General features: G+C 66.3%; 14 protein-coding genes. 9 read left to right on the top strand and 5 right to left on the bottom strand.

Translation table 11 applies throughout. From position 1 onward, the window contains the following. The coding region (locus BST42_RS24235; RefSeq protein ID WP_083121864.1) for a septum formation family protein at positions 1–1,301 on the bottom strand (1,301 nt) is incomplete at its 3' end. A gap of 129 nt (positions 1,302–1,430) precedes the next feature. On the opposite strand from BST42_RS24235, the gene serS reads away from it, so the two are divergent. Next, positions 1,431–2,684: a serine--tRNA ligase gene (gene serS, locus BST42_RS24230; RefSeq protein ID WP_083121863.1), complete on the top strand. Its 1,254-nt coding sequence runs from the start codon at positions 1,431–1,433 to the stop codon at positions 2,682–2,684. After that, a complete protein-coding gene (locus BST42_RS24225; RefSeq protein WP_083121862.1) occupies positions 2,681–3,496 on the top strand; it encodes a DUF5718 family protein in 816 nt (271 codons plus the stop codon). The genes serS and BST42_RS24225 overlap by 4 nt, the downstream gene beginning before the upstream one ends. Positions 3,497–3,569: 73 nt before the next feature. Here the strand turns inward: BST42_RS24225 and BST42_RS24220 are convergent, their stop codons facing one another. Beyond that, the gene (locus tag BST42_RS24220; protein ID WP_083121861.1) at positions 3,570–3,905 is read right to left on the bottom strand and encodes a hypothetical protein; all 336 of its coding nucleotides are present in this window, start codon (positions 3,903–3,905) and stop codon (positions 3,570–3,572) included. Continuing rightward, positions 3,902–5,452, bottom strand: coding sequence for a Rieske 2Fe-2S domain-containing protein (locus BST42_RS24215; protein ID WP_083121860.1), 1,551 nt, complete (start codon positions 5,450–5,452; stop codon positions 3,902–3,904). Before BST42_RS24215 ends, BST42_RS24220 begins: the two co-directional genes overlap by 4 nt. A gap of 74 nt (positions 5,453–5,526) precedes the next feature. Here BST42_RS24215 and BST42_RS24210 point away from each other — a divergent pair, with 74 nt between their 5' ends. From BST42_RS24210 to BST42_RS24200, 3 genes are read left to right on the top strand one after another with little or no spacing between them, the layout of a single operon-like run. Further along, positions 5,527–6,294: a lysophospholipid acyltransferase family protein gene (locus BST42_RS24210; RefSeq protein ID WP_083121859.1), complete on the top strand. Its 768-nt coding sequence runs from the start codon at positions 5,527–5,529 to the stop codon at positions 6,292–6,294. Between the two features lie 5 nt (positions 6,295–6,299). Continuing rightward, positions 6,300–7,046, top strand: coding sequence for a lysophospholipid acyltransferase family protein (locus BST42_RS24205; RefSeq protein ID WP_083121858.1), 747 nt, complete (start codon positions 6,300–6,302; stop codon positions 7,044–7,046). Beyond that, positions 7,046–7,858: a Cof-type HAD-IIB family hydrolase gene (locus tag BST42_RS24200; RefSeq protein ID WP_083121857.1), complete on the top strand. Its 813-nt coding sequence runs from the start codon at positions 7,046–7,048 to the stop codon at positions 7,856–7,858. Before BST42_RS24205 ends, BST42_RS24200 begins: the two co-directional genes overlap by 1 nt. Before the next feature lie 2 nt (positions 7,859–7,860). On the opposite strand, the gene BST42_RS24195 is transcribed toward BST42_RS24200, so the two are convergent. Together BST42_RS24195 and BST42_RS24190 are read right to left on the bottom strand one after the other, a co-directional pair. Further along, positions 7,861–9,489, bottom strand: coding sequence for an N-acetylmuramoyl-L-alanine amidase (locus BST42_RS24195; RefSeq protein ID WP_083121856.1), 1,629 nt, complete (start codon positions 9,487–9,489; stop codon positions 7,861–7,863). 162 nt (positions 9,490–9,651) lie between these two features. Continuing rightward, on the bottom strand, positions 9,652–10,599 hold the full coding sequence (locus BST42_RS24190; protein ID WP_083121855.1) for a hypothetical protein: 948 nt from the start codon (positions 10,597–10,599) through the stop codon (positions 9,652–9,654). A 244-nt stretch (positions 10,600–10,843) separates the two neighbouring features. On the opposite strand from BST42_RS24190, the gene glf reads away from it, so the two are divergent. The 4 genes from glf to BST42_RS24170 are packed head-to-tail and all read left to right on the top strand — an operon-like array spanning position 10,844 to position 15,496. Beyond that, positions 10,844–12,103: a UDP-galactopyranose mutase gene (gene glf / locus BST42_RS24185; RefSeq protein WP_237159580.1), complete on the top strand. Its 1,260-nt coding sequence runs from the start codon at positions 10,844–10,846 to the stop codon at positions 12,101–12,103. Continuing rightward, entirely contained in the window at positions 12,100–14,040 is a 1,941-nt protein-coding gene (locus BST42_RS24180) for a glycosyltransferase (protein ID WP_083121854.1), read from the top strand. The genes glf and BST42_RS24180 overlap by 4 nt, the downstream gene beginning before the upstream one ends. Further along, positions 14,033–14,575, top strand: coding sequence for a phosphatase PAP2 family protein (locus BST42_RS24175; RefSeq protein ID WP_083121853.1), 543 nt, complete (start codon positions 14,033–14,035; stop codon positions 14,573–14,575). Before BST42_RS24180 ends, BST42_RS24175 begins: the two co-directional genes overlap by 8 nt. Before the next feature lie 6 nt (positions 14,576–14,581). Then, complete coding sequence (locus tag BST42_RS24170) at positions 14,582–15,496, top strand: decaprenyl-phosphate phosphoribosyltransferase (RefSeq protein WP_083121852.1); 915 nt, start codon at positions 14,582–14,584, stop codon at positions 15,494–15,496. Positions 15,497–15,498: the final 2 nt, after the last annotated feature.

The raw sequence follows: 15,498 nt of genomic DNA, 5'->3' as shown, positions 1-15,498 counted from the left end.
GGCGGGGGCTGTGCGGGCACCGGCTCGCCGTTGACCACGTTGCCGTCGACCGGCGGAGGCACCGCGGCGGCGGTGGTGGGTGGCACGGTCGAGCTCGGCGTCTGGGTTTGCGTCGCGGTCGCGGTCGACTGCTGCGGGAGGTGCTGGGTCTGGGTGGACTGGCTGGACTGGCTGGACTGGCTGCTGTTATCGGTGGCCGACGGCGAATACGTGGTCGTCGGGACGTCGGGAAGCAGCGGAATCGACGGGAGGTTCAGGCGTTCGGACGGGATGTCCGGCGGCGGGACCGGCGGCATGCCGTTGATCAGCAGGGCGCCCTTGGCGGGGTTGATCAGTGTGGCCCAGCCGCCGTTGCCGAGGGTGGCGCCGATGCTGCACGCCACCTGGTGGCTGCCTGCGGTCCAGCTGGGCAGCGAGATCGTGCTGTAGATCAATGTCAGGGTGGTCGAGCGCAGCTGCACCGGCGCCAGGTAGGCGTCGGTCATCCGAGTGCACGCGTCCTTGATGAAGGCGTCCTGGTCGGCATCCGACGGCAAGCCTGCGGAGAATTTCTCCGCGAGGTTCACCGCACCGGTGACCTCCATGGCATGCGGGGCGCCGCAATCGACGGGGATGTCGGTGGGTTGGTTGGTGGGCGGATCGATGCCGAGGCAGGTGCCCGCGGGCCAGACCTTGGACTGATCGACCTCGGCCACCCGGCCCTTGAAGGCGATCTGCTGGTTGTCGGTTCCCGGCAGTTGCAGGCCGCACAGCATGCGCCGCTCGCCGTCCTGCTTCCAGGCCTTGTCGCCCGACCACAGCATGCTGATCGTGAACTTGCTGTTCGGATCGAACTTGTCGCCCAGGTAGCGCTCGACGGCCGGCTGGCACTGCTCGAGGCTGATCTGCTGGATGCGGGCGGCGCTCGGCGGCGCGGCGTTGGGGCCATACTCGGTCCCCGGATAGGTGCGCATGTCGACAGATTCGGCCACCTCGAACTTGTGGTCGCCCTTGCAGTCGACGATGGTGGCCGCGTCGGGGTTCTTGTCCCAGGTCAAACAGCTGCCGGACTTGGCATTGGCGAAGGCGGCCGTGCCCTTGGCGCCCGAGAGGGGGTTGGCCCCGGCGTAGCCGGCCAGCCGGTTGTTGTAGCCGATCGGCAGCGCGGTGACGACACCCGCGATCAGCAGTCCGCCGAGCGCGGTCAGCAACAGGGCCCGTCGGGTGGACGTGGCCTGGAAGGTGCCGAGGAACGTTCGCCTCGATGTGCCCGGTTCGGGCTGGTCAGGCGTCACGTCGTCGCGCTCGGATAACTGCAGCATCGCCCTCTATTGTGGCAGGCGCGCCGAGGCGTGTGACAAGTGATGCAGTTGTAATGTTATGGGGTTGTGCTGTGTCGTGGGCCGGAGGGGCTGACGCATGGCTGACGCCCACTAGCTAGGGTTGCGGGCGTGATCGACCTGAAACTGCTGCGCGACGACCCCGATGCGGTACGGCGGTCCCAGCTCAGCCGTGGTGAGGACCCGGGCCTCGTCGACGCCCTGCTGGACGCCGACACCGCGCGCCGGGCGGCGATATCGAGAGCCGATTCACTGCGGGCCGAGCAGAAGGCCGCCAGCAAGAAGGTCGGTTCGGCGTCCCCCGACGATCGTCCTGCGCTGCTCGAGAACGCCAAAGAGCTTGCTGCGCAAGTGAAATCGGCTGAGGCCGAGCAGGCTCAAGCCGAAGCGGCGATGACGGCCGCGCACATGGGAATTCAGAACGTCATCATCCCCGGCGTTCCGTCTGGTGGTGAGGACGATTTCGTCGTGCTCGACGTGGTGGGCCGGCCCCGCGAGATCGAGAACCCGAAGGACCACCTCGAACTCGGTGAGTCGCTGGGGCTGATCGACATGGAGCGCGGCGCCAAGGTGTCGGGATCGCGGTTCTACTTCCTGACCGGCCGCGGCGCGCTGCTCCAACTCGGGCTGCTCCAGCTTGCGGTGCGGGTGGCAACCGATAACGGCTTCACGCTGATGATCCCACCGGTGCTGGTACGCCCCGAGGTGATGGCGGGGACCGGATTCCTCGGTGCCCACGCCGACGAGATCTACCACCTCGCGGACGACGACCTCTATCTCGTCGGTACCTCAGAGGTGCCGTTGGCCGGCTATCACTCCGACGAGATCCTCGACCTCTCGGGCGGTCCGCTGCGCTACGCCGGGTGGTCGTCGTGCTTCCGGCGCGAGGCAGGCAGCTACGGCAAGGACACCCGCGGCATCATCCGGGTGCACCAGTTCGACAAGGTGGAGGCCTTCGTCTACTGCCGCCCCGAGGATGCCGAGGCCGAACACCAGCGGCTGCTGGGCTGGCAGCGCCAGATGCTCGAGCTCATCGATGTGCCCTACCGGGTGATCGACGTGGCCGCCGGCGACCTCGGTTCGTCGGCGGCACGCAAATTCGACTGCGAAGCTTGGGTTCCCACTCAGCAGGCCTACCGCGAGCTGACCTCGACGTCGAATTGCACGACGTTCCAAGCCCGCCGGCTGGCCACCCGGTACCGCGACGAGAACGGCAAACCGCAGATCGCGGCGACGCTCAACGGGACGCTGGCCACAACGCGGTGGCTGGTCGCGATCCTGGAAAACCATCAGCAGCCTGACGGCAGCGTGCGTGTTCCCGCCGCCCTGGTGCCTTACGTTGGGACGGAGGTCCTGCAACCGTGATCGAACTCGACCTCGATGAGGTGCGCGGCTGGTTCGGCTTCGGCGTGGCCGGGAACTTCGCCGGCCATCTCGAACAGGCCGGTGAGGCAGTCGATTTCGTCAACGTCACCAGCGAGGGTGCCGCCCCCAAGGGAATCTTCCCGTGGTACGCGCCAGGGCATGACAGCTTTCTTGGGGAGTTCCCACTGTCGCACGACGCGTTGATGGTGCCCAAGACCACGGAAGCCGACGGTCCGCTGAACCTGCAGATCGAGCCTGAGGTCGGGCTGGCCTGTGACGTCGTGTGGGAGGGCGACACCGTCGTCACGCTGCGCCCGTTTGCGCTCGGTGCGTTCAACGATTGCTCGATCCGCCGGCCCAACGCGGCGAAGATCAGCCACAAGAAGAACTGGGGCCCCTCGTCCAAAGGCGTTGCGCACCAATTCTTCGACATCAGCGACCTCACCCCGGACGGCCCGACCGCCACTCTGCGGCTGCTGTGCCATCTGCGCACCGCTGACGGCGTGCATCACGAGTACGGAGTGGACAGCCCGCTGCTGGGTTACTCCTACTACGGCGAGGTGCTGCTGGACTGGATCGTCGAACGACTGGCGAACCAAGAGGGCTCTCCCGACACACCTTTGGAGGATGTCGGAGCGCTGATGGTCGCGTGCGGGCGCCCCAAGCGGGTGCTCATCGGCATCGGCGCCACGCGCTACACCAAGCTGGGCGAGTCGACGTACCTGCAGCCGGGCGATGAGGCCATCGTGCGGGTCTACGACACCGAGAGCGACGCGGCATCCGAACTGCGCCAATTGGTCTGGCAGCCCTGATTCTGCGCCCAAACCGACGTTCGGACGCAAAAGTGCGAGTAGATCGCGCCATTTCGTCGATCTCGGCGCAGGCCTAACCGAGCAGCTCGTCGAGAACCCTCAAGAACTCCTGCGGTTTGACCGGAGTGAACGCCGGACTCGGATGGGTACCGGGAACGTCGAGCGTCACCAACGTCGATTTCACCGGGCGGTAGATGTCCAACGGAAGCCAGCGGCGCAGATCCGAACTTCCCCACAGTCGGAAGCGCTGCATCCAGAAGCCCAGCGGTTCGGCCTTGTAGCCCCGGATCGACTGCAGGGGAATCACTTTCGCTGTTCCCGACGGAAAGTGGTAGCGCCGCAACGTCAGAGCGTAGCGGTCCAGTTGCACCAGACCGTCATCGTAATGCTGCTGCGGCGGGGCGCTCATTGTCGAGAACACCGCAGCTCGTGGCCCTTGGTGGTCAGGCATCGTCCGGTCTCCAGGTTCCACTGCCAGCCGTGCAGGTTGCACGTCAACGTCGTGCCCTCCACCACACCGAATTTCGACAGGTCGGCCTTCAGGTGCGGGCAGCGGCGCTGCATGGTGTACCCGCCGAGTTCCACATCACTGCTGTCGTCATGGGTTTCGGCGAACCAGCCGTCGGCGTACGCGATCCGCTCATCGGTCAGGCACTTGAAGAAGGTGTACAGATACTCGTTGTAACCACCCACTCGCCACGCGCGGAACCGGGTGGACAGGAAGATCGTGTTCACCCAATCCGGCTCGTCGTCACGCAGCACCGTCCGCACCAGCTCCGGTGCGATCTCGAATCCATACCGAAACTTTTCGTCGGCAATCGGCTCCCGCACAACACGTTTCGGGAAGTCCACCACGATGGTCTCCGGACCGACGCGCAGTTCGACCGCATATCCGATGCCGTCGCAGATCTGATCACTCTGCAGCATGATCGGTTCGAACTTCGCGCGCAGCGGCTCCAGCAGCGATTCGCCGGTCGCCGGCGCCCATCCCGCCTTCTCGGCGGCCAGCACCGGTGCCATCCGCTCGGCGTAGGCGGCGATGTAGTCGGCCTTGCCGGTGGTGAAGATCGCCTCCACCTCGGCAGTCGGAATCGGGTGTTCGAGCGAATTCAATTCGCGCCCACTGAAATCGGCCACCGACCCGGGGATCATCAGCAGGCCGCCGTCGTTGCCGTTGCGCCGCATCTGGTCCAGGAACACCATCTGGTCGGGGAAGATGTTGGCCGGGTCGCCGTGGTCGTCGTTGAGGTCGCGCAGTTCGGGATCCAGGAAGCACGGCGGCCCGGCCGACGGGATAACCCACGTGGCACCGACATCGGCGATGAACTGCCGGCAGCGGTCCATGCCGCGCTGACGCTTCTGGGTGCCGAACGACTGTTTGGCGCGTGCAGGCATGTCGTAGACCATCGGGTACCAGATCGCGCCCGAGTACTGCAGCATGTGCACGTCGATACGCCCGAACGCATCGGCCAGCAGGTCCACCGCCAGCGGCCGCGAGTCGTTCATGTTGAACACCGTCGTTGTGCCGTCGGAAACGACCAGCCCGGAGTCGCCGATCGGGCCGTCGGCGGGGGCCCGCAGCGACACGATCATCACGTCCAACTCACCCTTGGGCCCGCTGACCCGATGCTTCACCGAGTCGGTGGTCTCGAAGAAACGGTGAAAGCCCAGCGCCTCGAGTTCGCGCTTGAGGTCGGGCACCGGAAAGTCCGGCAGCAGGACGACCGCGTCCTTGTTGACGTACTCGGCGAGCAGCTTGGGGTCGAAGTGGTCTTTGTGCAGGTGCGAGACGTAGAGATAGTCGCAATCACCAAGTGCGGCCCAGTCCAGGGCGCTGTTGTCAGGGAAGACGAACCACGAACCGAAATAGGCAGGGTTCAGCCAGGGGTCGCACAGAATGCTTCCTGCCTGGGTGTCGATCCGAAAACCGGCGTGACCGATGCTGGTGACCTGCACAAATCCCCATTTCCGTGGTAACTGCACCAGCCACGAGCTTAGCTGCCAACCGTTCGCGAGCTAGGCTGACCGCTGTGGAACCGGTATATGGAACGGTCATTGCGCTCGCCCGCCTGACGTGGCGGGTGCAGGGCTTGAAGTTCACTGTGACCGGCGTCGAAAACCTACCCGCGACCGGTGGCGCTGTCGTGGCCATCAACCACACCAGCTATTTCGACTTCACCTTCGCCGGACTGCCCGCCTACCTGCAGGGCCGCGGTCGCAAAGTGCGGTTCATGGCCAAGCAAGAGGTGTTCGACGCCAAGATCACCGGTCCGATCATGCGCAGCCTGCGCCACATCCCGGTGGACCGCGCCAGTGGCGCCGCCTCCTTCGACGCGGCCTGCCTGGCGCTGAAGGCCGGTGAACTGGTCGGCGTCTACCCCGAAGCGACGATCAGCCGCAGCTTCGAGCTCAAGGAATTCAAGTCCGGGGCGGCCCGGATGGCGATCGCCGCCGACGTTCCGATCATTCCGCACATCGTGTGGGGGGCTCAGCGCATCTGGACCAAAGGGCGTCCCCGCAAAATGTGGCGTCCGAAGGTGCCGATCTCGATCGCGGTGGGGGAACCCATCGCGCCGACGCTGCCGGCCAATGAACTGACCGCGCTGCTGCACTCGCGCATGCAGCATCTGCTCGAACAGGTGCAGGACAGCTACGGCCCGCACCCTGCCGGCGAATTCTGGGTGCCGCACCGGTTGGGCGGGGGTGCCCCGACGCTGGCCGAAGCATCTGCGATGGACGCCGCCGAGGCTGCCGAGAAGGCCGCCAAGAGGGCGCAGCGCCCAAACCCGCCCGGGTAGCCACCATGGAACCCGTTTTTCGCTCCCTGGAGATCCTCGCCTCGATGGCGGTCCGGGCAGCGGGGTCAACGATCACCTTCGAGGGTCTCGACAACATCCCCGCCCGCGGTGGCGGCGTGGTCGCGATCAACCACACCGGATATGTCGATTTCCTGCCGGCCGCGCTGGGTACCCGCCAACGCAGACGCCGCATCCGGTTCATGATCAAGGCTGAGATGCAAAACGTGCGGACGGTGAATTTTTTGATCAAGCACACAGGGACCATCCCGGTGAACCGCCAGGCCGGCGCCGACGCCTACGCCGAAGCGGTGCGCACACTCAAGGCCGGAGAACTGGTCGGCGTCTATCCCGAGGCCACGATCAGCCGGGCCTTCGTCCTCAAAGATTTCAAGAGCGGTGCCGCGCGGATGGCCCTGGAGGCGCAGGTTCCCATCATCCCCTGCATCGTCTGGGGCGCTCATCGGGTGTGGACCAAGGACCATCCGAAACGGCTGGGCCGCAACAAGATCCCGTTCACCGTTCGATACGGCGAAGCGCTGCCGCCGATGGGCACGGCCCGCGAGCTGGAAGGTGCGCTCAGAGCGCAGATGAGCACGATTCTGCGTGAGGTCCAGCAGGCGTATCCGCACCCGCAAGGCGAATACTGGGTGCCTGCCGAGCTCGGGGGCGGAGCACCGACGCTGGACGAAGCCAAGCGGCGCGACGAGGCCGAGTTGGCCGAACGCGCACGCCGCACGGGGGAGCATCGCTGATGCTGCCCGCGATGATCGCCACCGATGTGGATGGCACTCTCCTAGACGAGGACGAGCACGTCACGGTGCGCACCCGCAGCGCGGTTCAGGCAGCGGTGGCCGCGGGCGTCCAGTTCGTGTTGGCGACCGGCCGCCCGCCGCGCTGGGTGCCACCGGTCGTCGAGGAACTGGGATTCGCTCCGATGGCGGTGTGTGCCAACGGCGCCGTGATCTACGACCCCGATCAGGACCGCATCATCTCCGCGCGCACCCTGTCGATCGAGGTCCTCGCTGAACTCGCCGACATTGCCACCCGGGTGATCCCGGGCGTGGGCCTGGCCGTGGAGCGGGTCGGCCGCAGCGCGCACGACTCGGCCACCCCGCAGTTCGTCAGCTCGCCTGGTTACGAGCACGCCTGGCTTAACCCCGACAACACCGAAGTCGCGATCGAGGATCTGCTGAGTGCGCCTGCGGTGAAGCTGCTGATCCGCAAGGCCGGTGCACTCAGCGCGGACATGGCTGTGGAGCTCGCCAAACATATTGGGCCTCAAGGCGATATCACTTATTCGACCAATAACGGCCTGATCGAGATCAACCCGCGCGGAACCAGCAAGGCGACCGGCGTCGAACACATTGCCCGGCCGCTGGGGATCGCCGCCGAGGATGTCGTCGCGTTCGGCGACATGCCCAACGATGTGCCGATGCTGCGCTGGGCAGGTCTGGGCGTCGCGATGGGCAACGCCCACCCGGAGGCCGTCGCTGCGGCCAATGAGGTGACCGCGACGAACGCCGACGACGGCCTGGCCCGAGTACTCGAACGCTGGTGGCTGTAGACCTAGGCGATCGGATTGGTGATGCGGCTGAACCGCTCCAGCTGCACCGGCGGCCCGTCCGCGGGGGGCGGCGGCATCACCAGGGTCAGCCCGTCGACCACCCGCAGCACGTTGTGCGTCTGGCGGTCGAAGTTGAGAGTGCCGTGCTGGAAGTTCTGCACGATCCATTCGGGTTCCTGGATTTCGCCGCTGGTCGGCAGGCCCAGTGCCCCGCGTTCGTAACCCAGCGATGCCCAGGCCTCGTAGATCGCACCGGTCAGCGGCTGTGCGTCGGTCGTGGGCGACCAGTACACGGCGCCGTGTTCGAAGGTCACGTACCGCGCGTTGCCGTCGGCCGCGGCCTCCGGCGTTGTCGGCATCCCGAGTGGTGAGTCCTTGCCGCCCATGGCCTCCCACTTGGCCAGGATCGCGCCGCCGCGTAGCGAATCCATCAGGTCCGGTGGCCTGTTGAATCTCGAAGCGATGTCGCGGATCTGGTTCAGCGCCGCATAGCCGGCGTTGCCGGGGCATGCGGTGTTGCCGACGTCGCGGTGCGCGAAGATGGTCGGCAGCGTGGGCGTGGCCCCGGCCGGGAAGAACGTGTAGTCACCACCGGCCGACCGCAACATGGCGGTGCCCAGCGGGTTGACGTGGTCCAGGCCCAGCCGCCAGCCCAGCAGCCTACCGACCGTTCGGACCAGGATGTCGGTGGGCGGCACGTCCTCGAAGTCGCCGATCATCGACACTCCCCACACGTCGGTGTTGAAACCGCCTGTGTGCGAACCGAGTACGTCTTTGGTGATGCCGCCGGCCCGGCCCTCGAAGACCTGACCGTACTTGTCGACCAATGCGTTGTATGCGATGTCGCACCAGCCCAGGGTGCGGGTGTGGTAGGCGTAGATCGAACGGACGATCTCGGCCGAGTCTTCGGGCGCGTAGTCGTTGCTGCCTGCGGTGTGGTGTACCACCGCGGCGCGAATTCCGTTGCCGTACGACGTGTTGCCGCAGCGGATGTGTTCGTCGGCGCCCCACTGGGCGCGACTGATGATGTTCGGCGGCTGGCCGGGTCCCAGGGCAGCCGTCGGCGGCTGCCACTGCGAGTCGACCGGCGCCTTGGGCGGGGTGATCAACACCGCCGAGATGTTCTGCGCGAAAGGCTGTTCGGCGGTCGCGGGTACGTAACCGAGTTCCTTTCCGGCATCGAGGCCGGTCTCGGGCGGCGCGGTGGTGACCGGTGCGTTCGGTGGCCGGGTAACCGCGATCTGCACCGACGTGGTGGTACCGACGAACACCGGGTCGGTGCCGCGGGGGCCGCCGTGCTGACTGTCGTCGGCGTTGGATTCCAGTGTCTCCGCGGTGTACCACGGCCCCCAGGTTCCGTCCGGTCGCTTGGCGCGCACCCGGGCCGAGGTTCCGGTGAGATCGGTCCCCGTCAAGGCCACCATGGAGAACGGTGTCGGCTGGCTGATCTCGCGCACGGTAACCCCGCCGCCGACGCCGGTAAGCGGTTGCTGGGAAAGCACGGTGTCAGCGGCCTTCGGCGCGTTCGGGCGCTCAGATCCGGGCACGCCGGTGATTGCCCACGGCAGGATGACGACGGTCGCCGCGATCGCGGTGAACACGAGCGTCGGCGCAGGTCGGCGGGACAGCACAAGGCGATGTTACGTATGTGTCCTCTGATACCACTGTTTCGACACGGGCCAGTGTGAAGAAAGTGATACTTGGTACCTGCAACGGCACCGCAGGGGCCTCTCCGGGTTCACTGCCCTAGCGGCCTGACCCACCCTGCGGTGCCGTTCCGACGCAGGTCTTTTCTAACCGGCGGGGGCTGGGGCTGCCGCGGGAGCGGCAGCGGCGGCCGATGCGCCTTGCATGGCCTGGGTGATCGAGGGCATGACCACGCCCTTGAGCAGATCGATCGCCTGGCCCACACCGAGCTGGTTGGCGGCGCTGCTGAGATCGCTGATGATCCCGCCGGAGGCGGCCGGCGCGCTGGGCATGGCCAGCGACGGATCACCGAGGATCGGGTAGGTGCCGTTCACCGGACCCAGCGGAGCGCTGATCGGTTGCTCGCTGGGCAGGCCGAGGCCGGTCGCCGAGGGGCTGGTCAAGCCGGGTGTGGCCAGCGACGGAGTGGTGCCGAGCTGCGGAGTCGTCAGTGCCGGGTTGGTCAACCCGGGATCGGTCAACGACGCCGCCGGCGCAGCGGCGCCCGGCGTGGTCAGGCCGGGTGTCGTCAGACCCGGGGTGCTGACGCTCGGCGTGGTGAGGCCGGGCGTGGTCAGTCCGGGAGTCGTCAGCCCCGGGGTGGTGAGACTTGGCGTGGTCAGGCCAGGAGTTGTGAGCCCCGGGGTCGTCAGGCCAGGAGTCGTCAGGCCCGGCGTGGTCAGCCCAGGAGTCGTCAGCCCCGGGGTGGTGAGCCCCGGCGCGGTCAGGCTCGGCGTGGTGAGCCCGGGAGCGGTCAAGCCCGGGGTGGTCAGCGTCGGCCCTGCCTGCGCAGGCTGAGCGCCGGCCGGGCTCAGGCCCGTCGGCAGCGGCGGCAGGTTGATCCCGAACTGCGACAGACCCTGCTGTAGCGCGGACATCAACTCGTTGGGCAGGTCGGTCACCACGGCGGCGCGAACGAACTCGCGGTGCTCGGGAGCCTTCTGCGGGGCGGCGGTCAGTTCGACCACGCCGATAGCGGCAATTGGACTTGCGACGGCCAATGCGGCGACTGCGCTCATGGCTGTCGAGAGCTTGCGTCGACGGCTGTTAGGCACGGAAGTCTCCTCAATATCTAGACAACGTTCGTGTCTGATCACTTCGTGGGGCTCGGAAACGGCCGTGCGCCGAGTCCGAAGCCAACGTGATCGATGTTAAGGGTGTGACTGCTGTGTCTAGAGTGACGATGCGGAATCGTGAGCCAATTGCGACCTTGGATCGGTACCGGCGCATCTGATTTCCTGCCGGCGTCCGGGCTTGCGATGGGGGTCACACCGCTCGGGTCCGATAACCTAGGCGCCGATGAGCAGTTCAGAATCCCCGGTCGCTTCGCTCGTGCCCGCCGGTCAAAATTCCGGGATCGCCTCAGGCCCCTTCGACCTCTTCGTCGTCGGCTCCGGCTTCTTCGGCCTGACCATCGCCGAACGGGTGGCCAGCCAGCTGGGCAAGCGGGTCCTGGTCGTCGAACGCCGATCGCACATCGGCGGCAACGCCTACTCCGAGCCCGAGCCGCAGACCGGCATCGAGATCCACCGCTACGGCGCCCACCTGTTCCATACCTCCAACCAAAGGGTGTGGGACTACGTCCGGCAGTTCACCGACTTCACCGGATATCAGCACAGGGTGTTCGCGATGCACGGCGGGCAGGCCTACCAGTTCCCGATGGGGCTGGGGTTGGTGGCGCAGTTCTTCGGCAAATACTTCACGCCCGACGAGGCCCGCCGGTTGATCCAGGAACAGGCGGCCGAATTCAAGACCGACGAGGCCGCCAACCTCGAAGAGAAGGCGATCTCGCTGATCGGCCGCCCGCTGTATGAGGCGTTCGTCAAGGGCTATACCGCCAAGCAGTGGCAGACCGATCCCGTCGAGCTGCCCGCGGCCGTCATCAACCGGCTGCCGGTTCGCTACAACTTCGACAACCGCTACTTCAACGACACCTATGAGGGCCTGCCGGTCGAGGGCTACACGAAGTGGCTGGAGAACATGGCCGCCGACGACCGCATCGAGGTCCGGTTGGACACCGATTGGTTCGACGTCCGCGACGCACTGCGGGCGCAGAGCCCCGACGCCCCGGTGATCTACACCGGGCCGTTGGACCGCTATTTCGACTATGCCGAGGGCCGGTTGGGCTGGCGCACCCTGGATTTCGAACTGGAAGTGCTTCCCACCGGCGATTTTCAGGGCACCCCGGTGATGAACTACAACGACCTCGACGTGCCGTACACCCGCATCCACGAGTTCCGTCATTTCCATCCGGAGCGCGATTACCCGACCGACAAGACCGTGATCATGCGGGAGTTCTCCCGGTTCGCCGCCGACGACGACGAGCCGTACTACCCGATCAACACCGAATCCGACCGCGCGCTCCTGGCCGCCTACCGGACCCGGGCGCGGCAGGAGACCTCCGCGGCGAAGGTCCTGTTCGGTGGCAGGCTGGGCACATACCAATACCTGGACATGCACATGGCGATCGCCAGCGCTCTGGGCATGTACGACAACATCCTGGCGCCACACCTGCGCGACGGGGCGCCGCTGACCGCGACCGAAAGCAGCACAGAATGAGCGAGATTCCCTCCGGCCCGATCGCGGCCGGCGAAACCAAGGCGGTCAGCCTGCTGTCGCGGGTGATCCTCCCGCGACCGGGTGAACCCCTCGACGTCCGCAAGCTCTATATCGAAGAGTCCGACACGAACGCGCGCCGGGCGCATGCACCCACCCGCACCACGCTCGAGATCGGCGCGGAGTCCGAGGTGTCGTTCGCGACGTATTTCAACGCCTTCCCGGCAAGCTACTGGCGGCGCTGGTCGACGCTGGAGTCGGTGGTGCTGCGGGTCGAGTTGACCGGTTCGGCGCGTGTCGACGTCTACCGGTCCAAGGCGACCGGCGCCCGAATCACCGTCGGCGGCACCGAGATCAGCAGCCCGGATGCGACGACGCCGACGTCGGCTGAGTTCGAGATCGGGCTGGACCCGTTCGAAGACGGTGGCTGGATCTGGTTCGACATCACCACCGACAGCAGGTCGACAGTGCACAGCGCGGGCTGGTACGCACCCGTGCCCGCCCCGGGCCGGGCCAGCGTCGCCGTCGGCATCCCGACGTTCAACCGGCCCGCCGACTGTGTCAATGCGCTGGCCGCGCTGACGTCGGATCCGTTGGTGGACAACGTGATCACTGCTGTCATCGTGTCCGATCAGGGCACGAGCAAGGCCAAGGACCATCCGGGGTTCGAGGCAGCTGCCGCAGCACTGGGTACGCGTCTCTCGATACACAACCAGCCCAACCTGGGCGGTTCCGGCGGTTACAGCCGGGTGATGTACGAGGCTCTGAAAAACACCGACTGCGAACAGATTTTGTTCATGGACGACGACATCCGGATCGAGCCCGATTCGATCCTGCGGGCGCTGGCACTCAGCCGGTTCGCCAAGACGCCGACGCTCATCGGCGGTCAGATGCTCAACCTGCAGGAGCCCAGCCACCTGCACGTCATGGGTGAGATGGTCGACTCCGAGAACTTCATGTGGAGCGGTGCGGTCAATACCGAGTACGACCACAACTTCGCCAAGTACTCCCTCGCCGCCGAGGAGGAGTACCGCAGCAAGCTTCTGCACCGGCGTATCGACGTCGACTTCAACGGCTGGTGGATGTGCATGATCCCGCGGCAGGTCGCCGAGGAACTCGGCCAACCGGTGCCGCTGTTCATCAAGTGGGACGACGTCGAGTACGGCCTGCGTGCGGGCGAGCACGGTTATCCCACGGTCACCCTGCCCGGTGCGGCGATCTGGCACATGGCGTGGAGTGACAAGGACGACGCGATCGACTGGCAGGCCTACTTCCACCTGCGTAACCGGTTGGTCGTTGCCGCCATGCACTGGGACGGAAACGTCCGGGGGCTGATCGCCAGCCACATGAAGGCAACCCTCAAACACCTTCTGTGCCTTGAGTATTCGACTGTCGCGATCCAGAACAAGGCGATGGACGATTTCCTCGAGGGGCCCGAGCACATCTTCTCGATCCTCGAGTCGGCATTGCCGGAAGTGCGCCAGCTGCGGTCGCAGTACCCCGACGCCGTCGTGCTGCCCAGTGCGACCGCGCTGCCCACGCCGTCGGACAAGCGGTGGCGCCGCAAAGTCAGCATCCCGACCAACCCGCTGTCGATTTCGATACGCCTCGCACGCGGCGTGGCGCATCAGCTCAGGCCGCACGATCCGGTGCACCACGAGCGGCCCCAGATCAACGTGGCGACCCAGGATGCCCGATGGTTCTCGCTGTCGCGGGTCGACGGCGTCACCGTCACCACCGCCGACGGCCGCGGGGTGGTCTACCGGCAACGCGACCGAGCGAAAATGTTTGCGCTGCTGCGTGCTTCGGCCCGGCGCCAAGTGCTGCTGGCCCGCAAGTTCAATCGGATGCGCAAGGTCTACCGAGACGCGCTGCCGACGCTGTCGAGCAAGGAGAAGTGGGAAACCGTATTGCTCGAGAGCTCCACCAGCCATGGCTGACGTCGAGCCCGTCGCGCCGCCCCCGAGCGGTGAGGTCGCCGCGCTGGTCGCGATCCAATCGACTATGGGTACGCCTCAGGTGATCGAGGTGGCGCGGGCGATGTCGCACTTCGGCGAACATGCCCAGGGCTGGGTCGCGGTGTCGGCGCTCGGTGCGCTGGCCATGCCGAAGCGGCGTCGGGACTGGGTGCTGGTCGGAGCAGGCGCCGTCGCCGCACATGCGGCCGCGATTGCGATCAAGCTGGTGGTGCGCCGCGCGCGCCCCAGTCATCCCGCGGTCGCGGTCAACGTCGGCACGCCCAGCGCGCTGAGTTTTCCCTCGGCGCACGCCACGTCCACGACTGCCGCGGCTATGCTGCTGAGCCGGGCCACCCGCTCACGGCTGCCGCTGGCAGTGGTGCCCGCGATGGCCCTGTCGCGGCTGGTGCTCGGCGTGCATTACCCGACCGACGTGCTCGCAGGGGCGGCGGTCGGCGCCGCTGTTGCGACGACGGCCAGCCGTGTCGTCGCACCGCAGAAGGAGAAGCGGAAATGAGCGCCCATGAGTGAGGGAGCGGCACCGGTCGCCGGACCGCCGAGCAATCTGTTCACCGGGGTCATCAAGGCCATCCGCCCCCGCCAGTGGGTCAAGAACCTTCTCGTGCTGCTCGCCCCTATCGCGGCGCTCGGCGGCAACGTGCAATACGACTACAAAGAGGTCGCGGTCAAGATCCTGATCGCGTTCGCCTCGTTCTCGCTGGCCGCCTCCTGCATTTACCTGGTGAATGATTCGCGGGACGTCGAGGCGGACCGTCAGCATCCGACCAAACGGTTCCGCCCGATCGCCGCGGGTGTGGTTCCCCCGTGGCTGGCCTACACGTTGGCGGTCGTGCTGGGCATCGCTGCGCTCGCACTGTCGCTGCTGGCCTCGGTGAATCTGCTCATCGTGATCGTCGTGTACATCGCCATGCAGCTCGCTTACTGCTTCGGGCTGAAGCACCAAGCGGTGCTGGACATCTGCATCGTGTCCTCGGCATACCTGATCCGCGCCATCGCCGGTGGTGCAGCCGCGGGAATCCCGCTGTCGCAATGGTTCCTGCTGGTCATGACCTTCGGCTCGCTGTTCATGGTGGCCGGAAAGCGTTATGCCGAACTACAACTCGCTGAACGGACCGGCGCCAAGATTCGCAAGTCCCTCGAGAGTTACACCGCCTCCTACCTCCGGTTCGTCTGGACGGTGGCGGCTACCGCGATGGTGGTCTGCTACAGCCTGTGGGCTTTCGAGCGCGACGGTGCCAACGCGTCCTGGTACGCGGTCACGATCATTCCCATCACCATTGCGATCCTGCGGTACGCAGTCGACGTCGACGGCGGATTGGCCGGCGAACCCGAGGACATCGCGTTGAAGGACCGGGTGCTGCAGCTGCTGTTGCTGGCGTGGATCGGGACCATCGGTGCAGCGATCGCCTTCAGTTGAGT

The sequence above is a fragment of the Mycolicibacterium rhodesiae genome, assembly GCF_002086695.1.
Taxonomy (GTDB): Bacteria; Actinomycetota; Actinomycetes; order Mycobacteriales; family Mycobacteriaceae; genus Mycobacterium; species Mycobacterium rhodesiae.
This window is presented reverse-complemented; position numbering and strand designations above follow the sequence as displayed.